General features: G+C 47.4%; 8 protein-coding genes. 3 read left to right on the top strand and 5 right to left on the bottom strand.

Annotated elements, in window-relative coordinates; genetic code table 11:
- Window positions 1–213 precede the first annotated feature (213 nt).
- On the top strand, window positions 214–1299 hold the full coding sequence (locus AB0L18_RS23505) for a hypothetical protein (protein ID WP_367389768.1): 1086 nt from the start codon (window positions 214–216) through the stop codon (window positions 1297–1299).
- Window positions 1300–2052: 753 nt separating this feature from the next.
- Here the strand turns inward: AB0L18_RS23505 and AB0L18_RS23500 are convergent.
- The gene (locus tag AB0L18_RS23500) at window positions 2053–2688 is read right to left on the bottom strand and encodes an LON peptidase substrate-binding domain-containing protein (RefSeq protein ID WP_367389767.1); all 636 of its coding nucleotides are present in this window, start codon (window positions 2686–2688) and stop codon (window positions 2053–2055) included.
- A gap of 129 nt (window positions 2689–2817) precedes the next feature.
- Here AB0L18_RS23500 and AB0L18_RS23495 point away from each other — a divergent pair, with 129 nt between their 5' ends.
- Window positions 2818–8364: an MG2 domain-containing protein gene (locus tag AB0L18_RS23495; RefSeq protein ID WP_367389766.1), complete on the top strand. Its 5547-nt coding sequence runs from the start codon at window positions 2818–2820 to the stop codon at window positions 8362–8364.
- A gap of 208 nt (window positions 8365–8572) precedes the next feature.
- Here the strand turns inward: AB0L18_RS23495 and AB0L18_RS23490 are convergent, their stop codons facing one another.
- From AB0L18_RS23490 to AB0L18_RS23480, 3 genes are all read right to left on the bottom strand, one after another.
- Entirely contained in the window at window positions 8573–13348 is a 4776-nt protein-coding gene (locus AB0L18_RS23490) for a choice-of-anchor L domain-containing protein (protein WP_367389765.1), read from the bottom strand.
- An 83-nt stretch (window positions 13349–13431) separates the two neighbouring features.
- The gene (locus AB0L18_RS23485; protein ID WP_367389764.1) at window positions 13432–13836 is read right to left on the bottom strand and encodes a cytochrome c; all 405 of its coding nucleotides are present in this window, start codon (window positions 13834–13836) and stop codon (window positions 13432–13434) included.
- A 12-nt stretch (window positions 13837–13848) separates the two neighbouring features.
- Window positions 13849–14457: an SCO family protein gene (locus AB0L18_RS23480; protein WP_367389763.1), complete on the bottom strand. Its 609-nt coding sequence runs from the start codon at window positions 14455–14457 to the stop codon at window positions 13849–13851.
- A 290-nt stretch (window positions 14458–14747) separates the two neighbouring features.
- On the opposite strand from AB0L18_RS23480, the gene AB0L18_RS23475 reads away from it, so the two are divergent.
- Complete coding sequence (locus tag AB0L18_RS23475; RefSeq protein ID WP_367389762.1) at window positions 14748–16196, top strand: DASH family cryptochrome; 1449 nt, start codon at window positions 14748–14750, stop codon at window positions 16194–16196.
- Between the two features lie 150 nt (window positions 16197–16346).
- Here the strand turns inward: AB0L18_RS23475 and AB0L18_RS23470 are convergent, their stop codons facing one another.
- Entirely contained in the window at window positions 16347–17666 is a 1320-nt protein-coding gene (locus tag AB0L18_RS23470) for a pyruvate dehydrogenase complex dihydrolipoamide acetyltransferase (protein ID WP_367389761.1), read from the bottom strand.
- Between the last annotated feature and the right edge of the window lie 86 nt (window positions 17667–17752).

Raw genomic sequence — 17752 nt, 5'->3', positions numbered from 1 at the left:
TCGTCGTAGCTTGCACCTACGTCGGCAAATACCTTTCGTCCTAGCTTGCACCCACGTCACTGAGATGCAAGCAAAAATCTGTTTTGCGTATACCAAGCCAAACTTTTCCCCCTCTTTTGTCATTTCCTCGACGCAGGCTGTTAAATTTGCCTCACCGAAAGGGTAAAGCCGCCTCTTTTACGTTTCCTTGAGGAAGCATCGAAAATAACGAATATGAGATATAGCTACCTGTGCCTGTTTTTTAGCTGCACTTTACTGATGACTGGACTTCAAGCCCAAAAGTATTCCAACGAATTTCTATCCATTGGGGTGGGAGCCAGAGCGCAAGCCATGGGCAACTCCGTCATTGCGAGTACCAACGATGTTTACGCAGGCGTGTGGAATCCTGCTGGTTTGGCCGCCCTTACACCAGATGATGGCTTACAGTTAGGAGCGATGCACTCCGAGTGGTTTGGTGGCGTAGGCAAGTACGATTATCTGGCTTTTACTTTACCCACAACTCAAGCAGGCAACCGACTGGCTTTTAGCCTAGTGCGTTTCGGCATCGATAATATTCCTAATACCCTCTCTCTTTATGAGAGCGATGGTACCATCAACTTTGACAATATCACCGAGTTTTCTTCCGCTGATTACGCCTTTATGGGTTCTTACGCCAAGGAAGTCAATAAAGCCAAGGGGCCGATCCGTTTTGGGGGCTCGGTCAAGGTAGTGCATCGTAGAATTGGGCCGTTTGCTACTTCCTGGGGCTTTGGTGCCGATTTGGGGGTGCAAATAGTGCGCGACAAGTGGGTGTGGGCGGTTCTTGCTAAAGACATCACCACCACCTTCAACGCCTGGAGTTTCTCTTTTACGGAGGAGGAAAAAGATGTTCTGGAACTCACCAATAATGAAGTGCCCATCAACTCCGTAGAGATCACCCGCCCACAGTTGATCCTGGGTGGCGCACGTACTTTTGAGTTGAACGAAAAAATCAGCCTCCTTTCCGAAATGAACCTGGTCTTCACCACCGATGGCCAACGCAATACCCTCGTCTCCGCCGATCCGATCAGTATTGATCCCAGCCTCGGCCTGGAAATGGCCTACCGCAATTTCCTCTACCTCCGCGCGGGTATCAACCAATTTCAACGCGAACTGGATTTCGGCAACCAGGAAACACTGACTATGCGCCCCAGCATGGGCATCGGCCTCCAACTAGGCAGCCTCCTGGTAGACTACGCCTACACCGATTTGGGCGATGATCAGAATACTTTTTCGCACGTCGTGAGCCTCCGCTTGGGGCTGAAGCCGCGAACGAAGTAGGGTGAGGGTAAAAGGTACTTCGTACTAGGTACTTGGATTGGATTTTGTTAAAAGGAGTGCATACCTATGCTACACACCGCGCATGTTAGTTCCCGCTGGTCTCCCTACCAGCAAAAACAACAACACTTGTTCAGCGTTGGCTGTGCCTACGTTGCAGCATCTACAAAACTCCGTTTAACGAAATCAAGCAATACTTGCTTGTGAAACACGCAAAACAGAATTTTGCGTTTACTCCGACGTAGGCGGAGCCAACGCCGAACGGAGTGCGAGAATATCAGTTTTTACAGGGTTCATGAATTTAGTAAGACAAATGCTCTCAACTTTGAGTACGTTTCTTTCGATTTACAAGTCAAAAGACAACATCCCACCAAGTTACAAACCCCAAAAAACACTTTCGTGTAATTCCGTGTCTTCGTGATTTTGTGTCTAAAAAGGATTACTAGGTAAAACAAAAATCTCCCCATTTCTCCTCCTCTCCCAAAACTTTTCCGGCTATCATCCGTTATTGTCCTTGCATGTCAAAGATACTCCTAGTATCTTGCTGTAAGATAATACCACGCAGGTACCCACAAGCGTTTTGGCTCTACACTTATTAAATTAGAGTTTGACTTTGCGTGTGACTAAGGCGGGCCTCACTATCAACTTCGGTTGGTATTCTCATCACGAGACAAGGGGATTACTGAACCACACCAGCGACTCTAACCATGTTTTTTCGAGGGTCCAAAACCACCCGGTGCTTGTGTGGTGTTTTTTTTAAAATTTTGGCGGCTTCAAATGCTTGAAGTGACCATTGAGCTGGGCTCTGGCGCGCAAATTCTCCATCTCTCTTACGACTGGCAAAATTTTGCTAATTTGATCGATAATAACTTGCTGCCTGGTGGTGGCTCCTAAAGTTGTAAGGAAATTGTACTCTTGCTCGGGATTGAAACCTACGTAGTGGGCGATATCATAGGTGGTAAAGTTGCTGGTGTCATCAGGTAATGCGCGATTGATTTTCATTGCGGCAAACAGTTGACGGCAGTAGGCTAAAATTTGCTCGTTGAGTTGGGGATCTTCGTTGCGGTCAAATTCGTAGTCTTTTACAACTCCACCAGGGTAGCGTTTGTCGGCCATTTCAGGAAAAAATTCCTGGATGCGGAAAATGCCCATTGCCTCGGTTTTGATATCCATTTCTCCGCCTGGATAGATGTTTTCAATGCTCTTCAGTTTTACTTCTGTACCGAATTCTTTAATGGTACCGTTCTGGAATGCAGGAATACCGAAGGTAATTCCATTGTCCTTGCAGTCGTTGATCAGGTCGCGGTACCGTTGTTCGAAAATATGAAGATTGACCGCTTCGCCAGGAAAAACCACAATTTGCAGCGGAAAAAGAGCAATTTGCCGAGACATGAGGAGGATTTTTAAGTCAAGTAAAAAATAGTCGACAATATAAAATATAAGCTATTGTATTAATCGATAGCTTGTGCAATAAACGCTATTTTTATGCACTTGTTGATCGTATCCCTAAAAACTCCTGTTATGAACCGTCTTTTCTATTTGTTATTATTAGCTGTTCTGGTTGCCGTACCATCATGTTCAAAAAACAAGAACGCCAAGGCAATGCCCGAAAGCGCCAAAGCCTATATTTATGCCTACACCCAGGGCGTTGTCTCCCGTACTGCACCCCTCAAAATACAGTTTGCCGGGGTGGTCATCACCGAAGAACAAGTAGGTACCGAGGCCGCGAAAAACCTGGTAAATATAGAACCCAATGCTCCTGGTACATGGACTTGGACCGACCGGCAAACCCTGCGGTTTGACCCTGCTCCGGCGCTTGACTTTGCCACCGCTTATCTTGTCACGGTTTCCCTGAAAGACCTTTTTGATAATGTACCTGCTGAGGCGCACCAATTTGAATTTTCGGTAAAGACACGCGACCCATTTTTGACCTTGGAAACGGATGGCCTCTCTACCCCCGACCCCTCCATCCGCGAAACTCAAGTGCTAAAAGGACAACTGCTGACGTCTGATTTCGTCGCCGATGAAGAGATTCCCGAATTGTTAAATGTAGAACAAAACAATAAAAAACTCAATCTCACCTGGTCGCACAATGACGAAGGAACGGTGCATTATTTCACGGCTACGGGCGTAAAACGAGGGAAGACCGCAAGTCAAGTGTTACTAACCTGGAACGGTGCAGCGATGGGGGCTTTGCAAAAAGGTCAAGAAAAAGTAGAAATACCAGCTATTGGCGATTTTAAAGTAACCAAAGTAGTGCCTCAGGGAGGTGGAGAAGCCAAGGTCGCTATTCATTTCTCTGACCCTATCAAGGAAGATCAGGATTTTAGCGGTTTGGTAAACATCAGCAATAGCAACAACAACTTCCGCTTCTCGGTTAAAGGTCATGTGCTTACGCTCTATCTCAACGAACAACTAGCTGGTGATCAGCAGCTTAATGTCTACACTGGTATCCAGAACCACTACCGCGAAGCGATGCCCCGGAGCAGTGTCTGGGAAGTAACCTTCACCGCTACAGAACCGCAAGTTCGCCTGGTAGGGCAGGGCAATATTTTGCCTGCTTCCGCTAAACTGGTGTTTCCTTTTGAAGCCATTGGACTGCATACCGTAGAGGTTGAAGTGTTTAAAATTCACAGCAACAACATTTTACAATTCCTGCAGGACAATGAACTCGATGGCTCTTACGACCTGCGGAAAGTTGGAAAAATTATCCTCCGTAAGGAAGTGCCGCTCAAGAACCTCAACTCAAGCGGTAGCCAGGCACAATGGGAGCGTTATGCGCTGGATCTGCGCCAGTTTTTTGAAATGGACGCCAAGTCTTTCTATCAGGTACGGATTGGCTTCCGTCGTTCGCACAGTCTCTATAGTTGTACTTCCCAAAATTTCACCTTTGAAGATTCGGGTTATCAGAGCGAATACGAAGAGAGTATCATGGACAACTGGTATGGTCTGGAAGGCTATTACCGCGAATACAGTTGGGATCAGCGGGATGACCCTTGTTACCCTGCTTACTACCACCCTGAGCGTTTTGTTTTCCGCAATGTAATGACCTCTAACCTGGGCCTCATTGTGAAAGGTTCACAAAACAAGCAGTATTCGGTAGCAGTAACCAACCTGCAAACTGCTGGTCCCATGTCAGCCGTAACCGTTAATTTTTATGATTATCAAAAACAACTTTTGGGTACGGTGAAAACCGATGCCAAAGGACTCGCAAGTACAGTATTACCGGAAAATGCTTTTTTCGCTGTCGCGGAAACAGCTAAGGAACAAGCCTATGTAAGACTCGACGATGGTACCGCGCTTTCTACCAGCCGCTTTGATGTTGGAGGAACCGTATTGCAGGAAGGCCTTAAAGGATTTCTCTATGCGGAAAGAGGTGTTTGGCGCCCTGGTGATTCGGTTTTTCTGAATTTTGTTCTGGAAGATGAAAAGGGACTCCTTCCTCCTGGTTATCCCGTGACTTTTGAGCTTCGTGATGCTCAAGGACAAGTGGTGGAAAAGCGAGAAGGGGTCTTGCCTCAAGGAGATATTTATCCCGTCTTTTTCAAGACTTCACCTGATGATGCTACGGGTATTTGGCAAGCTTCTGTAATGGCCGGTGATGCGGTCTTTCGTAAAAGCCTGCGGATAGAGGCCATCAAGCCCAACCGCATCAAGGTGGCACTTACGGGCGCCGAAAATCCTATCCGAATGTCTTCTGGCACTTCCCAGATGAAATTGGAAGCGGCCTGGCTCCATGGTGCCCCAGCAGCAAACCTGAAGGCCAATGTAGAAGCTTCTTTCCAATTGGATCGTAGTGGATTTTCTTCATTTCCGGATTACAGTTTTTACGATCGCAACCAAGGAGAATTACTTGCCCAAAATCAAGTCGTTTTTGATGCTCCGCTCGATGACCAGGGAAAAGCTACGGTCGCGGTGCAGATGCCAAATGCGAATACCGCTGCTGGTCCATTGCAGATGCGACTTCGTACCCGGGTGTATGAACAAGGAGGCAATTTCAGTACTGAAAGTCGTTCTTTCGCTGTTTTTCCTTTTGATAACTATGCAGGGCTAAAGTTACCAGAAGATCGTTACGGTAGCCCTCGGGTGCTGATCGGAGAAGATGCTACTATACAATTGGCAAGCGTCAATTACCTGGGGAAAGTTGCTGGCGGACGAAAGCTGAAAACAGAGTTATTCCGCGTAGAATGGCGTTGGTGGTGGGACGATGAAGATTCGCGTGGTGCTCGCTATGCGCGGGATCGAAATCTAAAGAGTATTTCCAGTGCGACCATTACTACGGATGCCAACGGTAAGGCCAATTGGAAAGTGAAGGTAGATGATTGGGGGCGCTATCTGGTGCGGGTTTGTGATGAACAAAGTGGCCACTGCGCTGCTGGATACGTATACGCAGGGTCGCCCTGGTACAATGAAGACTCTTTTTCAGAAGAAGCAAGTATGCTTACTTTTAGAACCGACAAGACAGATTACAAGGTGGGCGAGGAAGTGAGCGTGACTTTCCCCGCAGGCAGTGCAGGCCGGGCCTTGCTGAGTCTAGAAAATGGAGAAGGAGTGATCGAAGAACGCTGGTTGGATACAAAAGCTGGTGATAATGTAGTATCCTTTAAAGCTACAGCAGCAATGGCACCCACGGTATACGCCTTCCTTACGGTACTACAGCCCTACGATCAAGATGCTAATGACCTGCCCATGCGTGCTTATGGCGTCATCCCCATCAAAATTGAAGACCCGAATACGATCCTGGAACCTAAAATACGCATGGCTGAAGAGCTAAAACCGGAAGAATTTTTCACGGTGGAAGTTTCCGAAACCAAAGGGCAGGCCATGACTTACACCTTGGCCGTAGTAGATGAAGGGTTATTGAGTCTGACGAACTTTAAAACACCCAATCCGCACGATGCCTTCTTCGCTCGGGAAGCGCTGGGGGTAAAAACCTGGGACTTGTATCGCTACGTTTTGTCCAGAACGACCATTGACCTTAGTCAGGTTTTGACGATCGGTGGTGATGGTGATTTGGATGGTGGTAAGAAGGCCGATCGCGCGAATCGTTTTGATCCAGTAGTTCTTCACCTGGGGCCTTTTGAATTGGGCAAAGGACAAAAAGTTACCCATCGCCTGAAGATGCCCAATTATGTGGGTGCCGTAAGGGCGATGGTGGTCGCAGTGAAACCTCATGCCTATGGGGCTGCCGAAAAATCGGTGCCGGTACGAAAGCCACTTATGGTCTTGGCTACCTTGCCACGGGTGCTGGGCATTGGTGAGCAACTCGACTTACCCGTCAATGTTTTTGCGATGAAAGATCGGCTGGGTGCCGTAAACGTTCGCTTGGAGGAAAGCTCTGGTTTGGTAAGCTTATCTACGCCGAGCAAGCAACTCAATTTCACCAAGGCGGGTGATCAACTGGTTCGCTTTCCTATCAGTATTGGTGACGGAACGGGCGTGGCAAAATTCAAGGTCATTGCCGAAGGTGGAGGAGAACGAACGACCCAGGAAATAGAGATAGCCATCCGCAATCCCAACCCTATGCAAACGCTGGCAGCACCCTTTGTGCTCGCAAAAGGAGAGGAACAAACCTTGGATTATGTGCCCTTTGGCTCCGCCGGAACGCGGTCAGGAACCTTGGAGATGACCAATCTGCCACCGCTTGATCTGGAACGTCGGGTACAGTACTTGTTGCAGTATCCTTATGGCTGTTTGGAGCAAACAACTTCTTCTGCCTTTCCGCAATTGCATCTAGCCACCTTCATGGAACTCAAAGATGAGCAGCGGACAAAAGTTCGCGAGAATGTCGCTGCTGCTTTGGATAGGTTGCGGCAGTTTCAGCGCAGTGATGGTGCTTTTTCTTATTGGCCCGATCGAGGAGAAATCTCTTCCTGGTCAACTTCCTACGTTGGGCACTTCTTGCTGGCTGCTAAAGCCGCTGGATATACCCTGCCTTCGGGTTTACTAAGAAATTGGCAGGATTATCAACAAGGAGCAGCACGTGCCTGGGATGGAAAAATTGCTGATTTTGGACTGGTCAGTCGCAGCAGCTACGAATTGGACCAGGCGTACCGTTTGTACACCCTGGCTTTAGCCGGTAAACCGGAACTGGGAGCAATGAACCGTTTGCGAGAACGCAACAATTTAAGCAATACCAGCCGTTGGCGATTGGCGGCTGCTTACGCTTTAGCTGGTCAGGTGGCTGCGGCAAAAGATTTGGTGCGCGCCATCAACACCGAAGTGGCCAACTACCGAGAGATGGACTTTACCTATGGTTCAGGCTTACGCGATCAGGCGATGATCCTGGAAACGCTGGTGCTCTTAGAAGACCAGGCTTCTGCCGATGTAGTGGCCCAGCAAATTGCTAAAGAAATGAATGCCCGTAGGTGGTTGAGTACCCAGGAAATTGCTTATTCGTTGCTGGCTTTCAGCAAGTACATCGGTGAAAATGATGAATTAAGTAAAACCTACACCTTCACCATGAAGCAAGGTGCGGCCAATGCTGTAGATGTCGGGGCGGATCATCCTTATATTCAGATCAACCTTAAAGACCGGGCCAATGCAATTTTTGTGAAAAACACGAGCACCCAAAAACTCTTTGGTAGTATCATTCGCCAGGGACAACCTTTACCGGAAGAAGAACAAGCGATCAGCCGACAGCTCAATATGAATATCGTATATCGCAGCGCAAATGGTGAACAGTTGGATATTTCTCGCTTAGCGCAGGGCACTGATTTTATTGCCGAAGTAACCGTTGCTCACCCCAATAAGCTCAATTATGGCTACCGGCAACTGGCCTTGGAACAAGTATTTCCTGCAGGATGGGAAATTACCAATACGCGTTTCGAGGAGATTAATACCCATCCGGAGTCGGGCTACACTTATCGCGATTTTCGGGATGATCGCGTCAACACCTTCTTCCACTTAGGCGCCAATGAAACCAAAACCTTCCGGGTTTATTTAAGCGCAACGTACAGCGGGCGGTTTTATCTGCCAGCCAGCACTTGCGGCGCTATGTACGACAACGATATTTTCGCCAGTAGCGCAGGTTATTGGGTAGAGGTTGTGACGCCTGAGGTGGAGTGATCTATTGTTGAACCCTATTAGGCATATAAAAGAAGACCCAGGCAACGTCGTTGCCTGGGTCTTCTAAAATACACGGGACTAGAATGGTATTTGGGATAGCTTCCGTTTTTGGGTATTCAAAGTCCATATACCCTGTACCAAGTACCTAATACCGTAATATTTGCCTTTATGTACTACTTTAAAGTAATACACAAAGGCAAATATTACCCTACCTAATCAAGGTGATTTGCCCATTGTCCTGGACAGTTTCTGTACCAACACCTACTCTTACGGTATAGATGTAAACATCCGAAGGTGCATCTTTACCTCCTTTCTTGCCGTCCCAACCGGGATTGTTCGGGTCGTTTGATTCGAAGACCACTTGCCCCCAACGGTTGTAGACGGTGAGTTCCACTACGTCCATTTCACCGAGGTAGAAGGGCTTGAAAACATCATTATCACCGTCACCGTTGGGTGAGAAGATATTGGGCATCTGGAAAAGCAACTTCTGGATGAAGATGGAATCGATGAGTTCCTGACAGGTATTGCTGATGGTGGCGAAAACGTAACCAGGAAGCAAATCTTGCTGCGTTTGGTCAGGTGTCCAATCCAGAGGAGACCCCGACCCTATGTTGATACCATTAAAGGTCCATTCAATAGCAGGATTGTTGGCGTTGGGGGCTTCCGCAACCAAGGTCAAGGTTTCCACTCCTTCCTGGATCAGGTTGGTAGAGGCTGCTTCATCAATGGCCAGGGTGGTGGCTTCAATCACAGTGATGGTAACATCGGTGCTGGAGGTACACGCTCCCAAGCTAGCTTCCAGCGTGTAGGTAGTCGTGACCGTAGGGGATACCTCCGGATCGGCTTCCATAAAGACATCCCCGCTGGTGCTGGTCCAATTGTAATCTACGCCTGGTTCTACCGTACCAGTGAAGAGCGTAAGTGGCGTGCCTGCATCAAAACACAGCGTTGTATCTGGCCTTACGGCTACTTGTTGTGGTGCTTCATTGACCTGAATGTAAACCGTCTCACTTAGGGATTCACAATCATTGGTAGCGCTAGTGCCATACTGGTAGATGAAGGTAGCCAGACCACTATTGCCAGCGGTAAAGGTGGCATCCGCTCCTACGTCACTCTGACCATCATATAACCAAGTGAGTGTTTCGGTACCATTGCTACTGTTGTCGACATTAGCCGTGAGGTCAAATTCAAAACCCAGACATGTAACAAGGGTGTCGATACCACCGGCTACGCTGATGATACTACCCGGATCAATCACGGTAATGGTGATTTCTTTGGTGATGGTGCCACAAATGTTGGTAGCGGTACCAATGTAGGTGGTTGTTACGGCTGGATTAACACTGGGGTTCGGCTCGGTGCTATTGAAACCAGCAGGGTTAGAGGTCCATACATAGGTAGCGTTCGGACTGGCATTAGGGTTGAGTGAAAGTGGCAATTCTCCCGCACAAACCGTCCGATTGCCGATAGGAGTGAAATCATCAGGGTTGAGCACCGTCACGGTCACCGATTGTTCGATGGCACAACCTTCCACACTCGAACTCAGGGTGTAGGAGGTCGTATTGGTCGGTGAAGCGATAGGGGTTGCACAATCGCTACAGCTCAGCGTTTCCGCGGGCGACCATTCTAATTCGCCGAGGGTATTGGAGTTTGCGGTAAGCTGTACCTGTTCTCCCGGACAAATAACGGGCTGGGCCGGGGTGATCGTTATTTCATCATTACTGATGACGTTGATCGTTACTTCTTCTACCGATATACATCCACCATTGATGGTCGTGCGTTGGTACGTAAATGTATCGGTGGTGGTAAACACCAGGTTGTACAAGGTATCCGATGTTTCTAAGCCCAGACCTAACCACTGGTGGGTGATGTTGGGATACAGAACTGGCTCGTAAGTAGGGGATACCAAGGTTACCAATTCTCCCTGACAGTAGGATTCTTCAAAAGGCTCCACCGTGATTCCTAATTCGGCTGGTAAAGAATCCACCTGAACATACACAGAGTCCATCACTGTACAGCTGCCTACCGTGAAAGTAGTGAAATAGGTCGTGCCAGTAATGGGCGTGGCAATTACAGAAAGATCTGTCGTACTGCTGAGGCTGCCATCATTGGGCGTCCAAAGGAAATTGTCATTGTTGCCAGTGCTGGTTTGCGCATTCAAGGTAACACTCTCTCCCAGACAAATCTGTAAGGTATCGGGCTCATTGGTAATGGCTACATCGGCAGGTAAAACCGTCACTGTGACTGAGTTACTGGCACTACAAGCACCATTGTTAGTAGTTGCGATAAGCTCGTAAGTTGTTGTTTCATCAGGAAATGCTAGGGGAGTAGGACTACTCGGATCATCCAGCGACATGCCAGGAATCCAGGTGTAAGTCGTCGAGGCAACATTGGGATCGAGTAAGGTCGATAGCGTTACCCCAAAATTCTGACAAATAGTCGTGTCCGCAGCCAGCTCAGGCACATTCAAAAAGTCAACTTGTACCACAACAGTATCTGCCACCGTACAACCAAAGCCCAGATCAATCGTAGCTACGTAAGCCGTTGTTACTTGAGGATTGGCCATTGGCGTTGCGGAAGTAGGATCATCCAGCCCCGTGGTGGGGCTCCAGCTCAAACCTTCTCCTGATACATTGTTATTGGCGACTAATTGAACGGCTTGCGTCTGACAAGTCGGAATTGTTTCTTCCATGATATCAATGACGGGGTCGAGGATCAGCAAATAGATAGAATCAACAGCGGTACAAGAGTTGCCAACCTGTCCTTCTACGTATACCCAACCGTTCTCTGTAGGCGTAACGGTAGGTGTACTGGAGGTTACATCATCAAAAAGATTAACGGGGGTCCAGAAGTAATTGGCGGCGCCTTCTACGGTAAGGATAACGTCACTGTTGGCACAAACCCTGGCGGTATCACTTCCTGCATTGATATCTACAATGAGTTGATCGTAGAGGAGGATTTCCAAATTGGCCAATTCAACCAAACCACAACCGAAGTCATTGGTGAGTTGAATGATAATATTTTCAATGCCTTCGTTATCGTCCAGATCGCTCAATACAGAAATGGGAAAGGTGATTTCATTTAATCCAGGCACAAAAGTCAGCTGACTGGGAACACTAAACAGATAGTCCACTCCTTGGGTGGCAGTTCCGGTGATGACCACATTGTAAGTGATATCTTCATCCAGTGGATTGTCTAACCGGAAGATAACTTCGTCAGGGATGTCGGTACAGTCTTCGATGAGGTATTCGATACCTGAGTTGAATTCGACGACTAGTTCAGGGGTGCCGCCTTTTAATTCGGAAACAAATACACCTGAATCAAAAAGGTTGTCCCCTCGGTCGGCAATAGCCAGCTTTAGGTGGTAGGTATTACATGGCTCCACGGTTGCTCGTGCGGTGAGGCTTTTCTTGACGCCCAGGTAATCAGAGGTAAGTCCGTCGTACTGCAAGCTCAATCCATCCTGGTTGTTGCGGTAGTATTCCCAGTTGAGAAGATTGTTGACACTGTTGATTTCTACAAAAGTGTTGGTGCCAGGAATGGTCGCAATATTTTCTTGCCCATTCAAAGCCGGTAGTCCGGTGATGCCAGGACCAGAAATCAGGAAGGCAAAGATGTCATTGTAAATATCATTAACAAATTCGGGATATTCCTCGGAACCAAAGACGTACTCAAAAGAGAGTTCATTGGTGTTGACAAATACATCAAGTTCAATGACACAGGCATCTTCGGAAAGTTCTCCATTGCCAGAAAGGTCAGAAAGTACATCCAGGTCATCATCACCGGGGGTGAACAAACTGGTGGAGACACCAGCCTGGTTGTTAGGGCCGATTGCACCAACGGCAGTACCCGAAGTAAGCACCAAGCCACGATTCAGCCCTAAGTCAGTATTGTCTCCGGCGATAAAGGTGCCATAAGCGGCATTGTCACAGTCAATATTTGTAATCGTTGTTTGGGTAAAAGGCGTGGAGAGGGAAGCTTCAATTTCGGTAGCTGAAGCTCCCGGACTGATCGTTACAGGATCGTTGATTTCGCAGGCTTGTGAAGAACATTCCCAGCTGCCAGCAAAGCCCTGAAAGGTGCTGGTACCATCAGAAATAAACTGAATAGTCATACACCCGCTACTGGCCTGAACGGCAAAACAAACCCCTGAAGTTGCCGAAGTTCCGCCAAAATCATTACCACCTAAAGTAGTGATGATCGTACCTGGGTTGGTACCATCTCCATCATAAAAAATCAATTGATCAGTGACCGCAAAATCATTGTACTCCATATTGTAGTACTGGAGGGTAAAGTTGATACACTGGTTGGGTTGATTAGGACAAATGGTGAAAACATTGTTCTCATTGTTGCCGTAGTCACCATCGGGGCCACCAGAATCGTAAAGTTCTCCGCTACAGTTGGTAGAACCTCCATCCGTGATCAGATCAATGGGGTCTTTCTTGTCGATACAGAGCTTAAAACTTCCTGCATTAGGCGTAGCGGTACCTGAATAATCGTTGATTCGGATAAAATAGGTGATGCCCGGAGTTAGTCCTTCAGCATCCAATTCTACCATTGTCTCTCCTTGGGCAGCAGAAGCACAAAGCAACTCTGCCAGGTTGTTTAGAGCACAAGCTCCCCGATAAAGTGCTACCTGTGGGTTGACGATGGAAGCTTCGCCATTGGGACCTTCTACGCCCATTACAGTGATGGTGTAGTCAAAGATGGTATCACTGGTTGTAAAAGCAAACCAAACATCACGCTGGACCGTACCTCCGTTGAAACAAAGAGGATTATTTCCGAAACCAATGTCGGAAGCAGTAGCGTCGACATTGGAATAAATTTCTGTTTCATTTCCTGGAATCGTAATATCAGGACAGTAAGGTGCAACGCCTAAATCAATCAGCCCGGCACAGTCGTCATTGACGGGAACTTGGGCATGAAGATTAAGAGTGATGAGGACAAAAGCAAGAAAAAAGAGCGTATGCTTAACGTTCTGTGACATTGTAACAATCTTTTAAATAGAGAAGTAGACTACAATGTACTAATTCTGAAATTATTGAGGAATTTATTCTTCTCTCCGTCGCCTTATTTGCATTTTTTTAATTGATTTCTCAGGTCTTCTACGGTTACGAAACCATAGTCATTTCCCCAAGCTTGGTTGATGTAGTTGATTACATTGGCAATCTGAAATTCTGAAAGGTTTTCAATACCTGCCATGGGAGTTTCGTAGCGGTTACCGTTAACGAGGAGCGTATCGTTGATACCATAGCGAATAATGCAAGCAATTTTGTCCTGCTCATTTTTCAGGTAATCGGCTTGTGCCAAAGGGGGAATGTTGGTTCCTAGTCCGCTGCCATCTGCCATGTGGCAATTTTCGCAATAGCTTGTATATAGTTTTTTTCCTTGTTGAAATGGTTCTTGTTCACAGCTGTGAACGACTAAAAATAGGGTAGTGGCTACAAGCAGAAAGCGAAAAAATGGCGTTCCCATATTGGTGCATTTTTATTCCTGGAGGAGTAATTGTTGGATATCCTGTATCAAGGTGTCTACGGAAGCGGGGTTTGTTCCGTTGGCATAGCTGCGAATGTACCCCTTTTTATCAATCAGTACAATGCGACCAGTGTGATCAAAACCTCCGGGGGCGGAGTCGTCTTCAACAACGATATTGAAATGATCATCGGCCAATTGGTAAAGCAATGCTCGGTCGCCCGTAAGAAACTGCCATCGATCGGCACGTTCTACGCCAATATTAGTGGCATAACGCGCCATAGCTGCTACATTGTCTCGTTTAGGGTCAATGGTATGAGAAACCAGGACCACTTCTTTTTCTTCCTGGAAAATTTCCTGGATTTTTAACATTTGCGCCTGCACCTTTGGACAAATGCTGGGGCAGGAGATGAAAAAGAAATCTACTACCCTGATTTTTTCCTGGAAAGTGGTATTGGTGACAACAATACTATCCTGATTGAACAAACGAAAATCCCGGACGGGATGGAAGACTTTCTCCCCATTTGTTTTTTCGTAGGGGCCTAAGACAGGAAGCGCTTCTTTGGATTGGCAACTGCTATTAAAAAGGCCTAAGAGAAGGAAAATGTAGAAGGCGTATTTCATGGTTGTTGGTTTGTGCTCTCCCGCCGAAAGGTCGGGATCGCGGTGGTACTCGCTTCGCTCGAGGTTGTGTTCGTTCCGAAGTCTCGGAACTCACGGTGGTACTCGCGTTGCTCGCGCGTCCCCCCCCTCGAATCCCGAGAATCGGGATGAGCACTTTTCAAAAATGGTGATTTTCACGCTCTTTTTCCAAACCAAGTAGTTGTATCTTTGTTCTACTTTCAATATTTTCAAAAAGAACAGTACATCTGGTGTGTTAGTTGAATCCGTATGTACCGTTTAAAACAATAGCTATGAGCCTGCGCCGCGCAATAGTCTGGTTTCGTCAAGACCTTCGTTTACACGATAATGAAGCCATCACCAACGCTTTAGAAATGGCGGATGAGGTGCTTCCTGTTTATGTTTTTGATGAACGCCTGTTCACGGGGCGTACAAGATGGTTTGATTTTCCTAAAACAGGAAAATTCCGGGCCAAGTTCATCATTGAAGCTGTTGAAGATTTACGTGAACAACTGCGTGCGCGTGGCAACGAACTCGTAGTACGTGTTGGCAAGCCGGAAGAAGTTGTTTTCGAATTGGCACGAGAATGCAAAAGCAGCTGGGTTTTCTGCAATCGCGAACGGACCTCTGAGGAACTCACGATTCAGAATGACCTGGAGAAAAAGCTCTGGACGATAGGGCAGGAAATCCTTTACAGCAGAGGTAAAATGTTGTATTACACAGCAGATCTACCTTTTCCTGTCACCCATACGCCCGATGTTTTTTCCCAATTTCGCAAAGAAGTAGAACGCATTGTCCCTGTACGTGAACCGCTTCCTACGCCTTCAAAAATTCCTCATTTTAGTTCTGATATTGCCCCAGGCTTAATTCCTACCCTCAAGGATTTTGGCCACGATGAAGTGATCCCCGATTCCCGTAAGGTGCTTCCTTTTCAAGGAGGAGAAACTGCTGGCCTGGAGCGACTACGCTATTATCTATGGGAGACCGACCATATTAAAAACTACAAAGAGACCCGCAACGGCCTGATTGGCGGCGATTATTCTTCCAAGTTTTCAGCCTGGCTTGCCCAAGGTTGTCTTTCGCCAAAAAAAATCTATCACGAAATCAAAAAGTACGAAGCCGAGCGCGGTGCAAATGACAGTACCTACTGGTTGTTTTTTGAGTTGCTTTGGCGCGATTTCTTCCGGCTCATGGGTAAAAAATACGGGGATAAGATATTTCTTAAGCAAGGCACCAAAGGTGAAGAACCTGTAGGCTTGCGCAACAATTGGAAAAATATGCGTCCCTGGCTGGAAGGAGAAACCGGGGTGCCGTTTATCGATGCAAATATGAGGGAACTGAACCTCACCGGCTTCATGTCCAATCGTGGTCGGCAAAATGTAGCCAGTTTCTTAGTAAAAGACCTCCAGGTCAACTGGCAGATGGGAGCCGAATATTTTGAGTCTATGTTGGTGGATTATGACGTAACCAGCAATTGGGGCAATTGGAATTATATTGCAGGAGTCGGTAGCGATCCCCGTGAGGATCGATACTTTAATATCGTCAAACAGGCTCGTCGTTATGATCCCAAAGGAGAATACGTAAAACGTTGGGTGCCAGAGCTGGCTGAACTCCCCGCCGACATGGTGCATATTCCCGATCAATTGAAATTTGTGGAACAGGAAGAACACCACGTAAAAATCGGTAGCGATTATCCGCTAGCTATCGTAGCGACCAAGAAGTGGGATCGGCGAAGCTGGTAGGTGAGCGTATAAAAAAAGGATAGAACACGGATCTAACGGATCAGACGGATTTACACGGGTATTAAAAAATCTGTGAAAATCCTGTTTTATCCGTTAAATCGGTGTTCTATCCTAATTGGGTAGTTACACATTTTGCGCTGCGCGGCGCAATTATACCATCAAACGGATGGGGTCTTCCAAAATATCCTTGAAGGTATTCAGGAACTGTGCACCAGTCGCACCATCGATCACGCGGTGGTCACATGAAAGCGTTACTTTCATCTGATTGCCGACAACGATTTCTCCATTTTTCACAACGGCCTTCTCAATGATCCCCCCTACGGCGAGGATTGCTGCATCAGGCGGATTGATGATAGCGGTAAATTCTTCGATACCAAACATGCCCAAGTTAGAGATGGTGAAGGTATTCCCTTGCATCTCATCGGGTTGTAGTTTGCGATTTTTTGCTTTGCCAGCCAGGCTCTTCACTTCCGTATTGATCTGCGAAAGCGTTTTGATATCCGCATAGCGAACCACAGGAACCAGGAGACCATCTTCTACGGCAACAGCCACACCGATATTGATGTCCTTGTTGATACGAATGTGGTCATCCATCCACGCGCTGTTCACCGCAGGATGAAGGCGCAATGCCGCAGCACTGGCTTTGATCACAAGATCGTTGAAGGAAATTTTGGTCGGAGCAACTTCATTGATGCGCTTGCGCAATGACATTGCCTTGTTCATATTGATTTCTACCGTAAGGTAAAAATGAGGAGCTGTAAATTTGCTTTCACCCAAACGACGAGCAATCACCTTGCGCATTTGAGAGAGAGGTACCTTCTCAAAATTGTCACCTCCGCCCGTGTAGGCAAATGGCGTAACGGCAGGTGCAGCAGGTTCTTTAGCAGGTGCAGGAGCGGCAGCTGGACTAGGAGCAGCCACGGCAGGAGCAGGGGCGGTTGTAGGAGCAGAAGCCGGAGCCGCTGATTTCCCTTCCATAGCAGCTTCAATGTCGCGCTTAACGATACGGCCTTGATCACCAGATCCGGTAACATTACCCAGGTCGATATTTGCTTCTTTTGCCATACTGCGGGCTAGGGGAGAAGCTTTTACACGATCTCCTTCAGCTTCAGCAGCCGGAGTGCTAGCCGCACTGGTAGTTGCTTCCTCCTCTTCTTTGGCTGGTGCTTCTTCACTGGCACCACTTTCGTCGCCCCCATCACCAGCAGCAGCGATGGCTGCTTTCCAGTCTTCTCCTTCTTCCCCGATAACGGCAATGACGCCATTAATAGGAACTTGTCCTTCTTTCACGGCAATGTGTAGCAGTACGCCGTCAAAATAACTGTCCAATTCCATGGTCGCTTTGTCGGTTTCTACCTCCGCCAGGGTTTCCCCAGCTTCTACCGTTTCACCTTCAGCCTTAAGCCAACCGATGATGTTACCTTCTTCCATGGTGTCGCTCATGCGCGGCATACGAATGACTTCCGCCATAATATTTTGATGTTTTTCTGTTGTTTCTTGTAGACCTTTAGTTAGGAGCACCGCAAAAATGCAATTTTTTTGCGAAACTATTCATT

Origin of the sequence: Lewinella sp. LCG006 (assembly GCF_040784935.1) — a bacterium.
Classification (GTDB): Bacteria; Bacteroidota; Bacteroidia; order Chitinophagales; family Saprospiraceae; genus Lewinella.
Note: the sequence above shows the minus strand (reverse complement) of the source record. Positions and strands in the feature narration are given on the sequence as shown.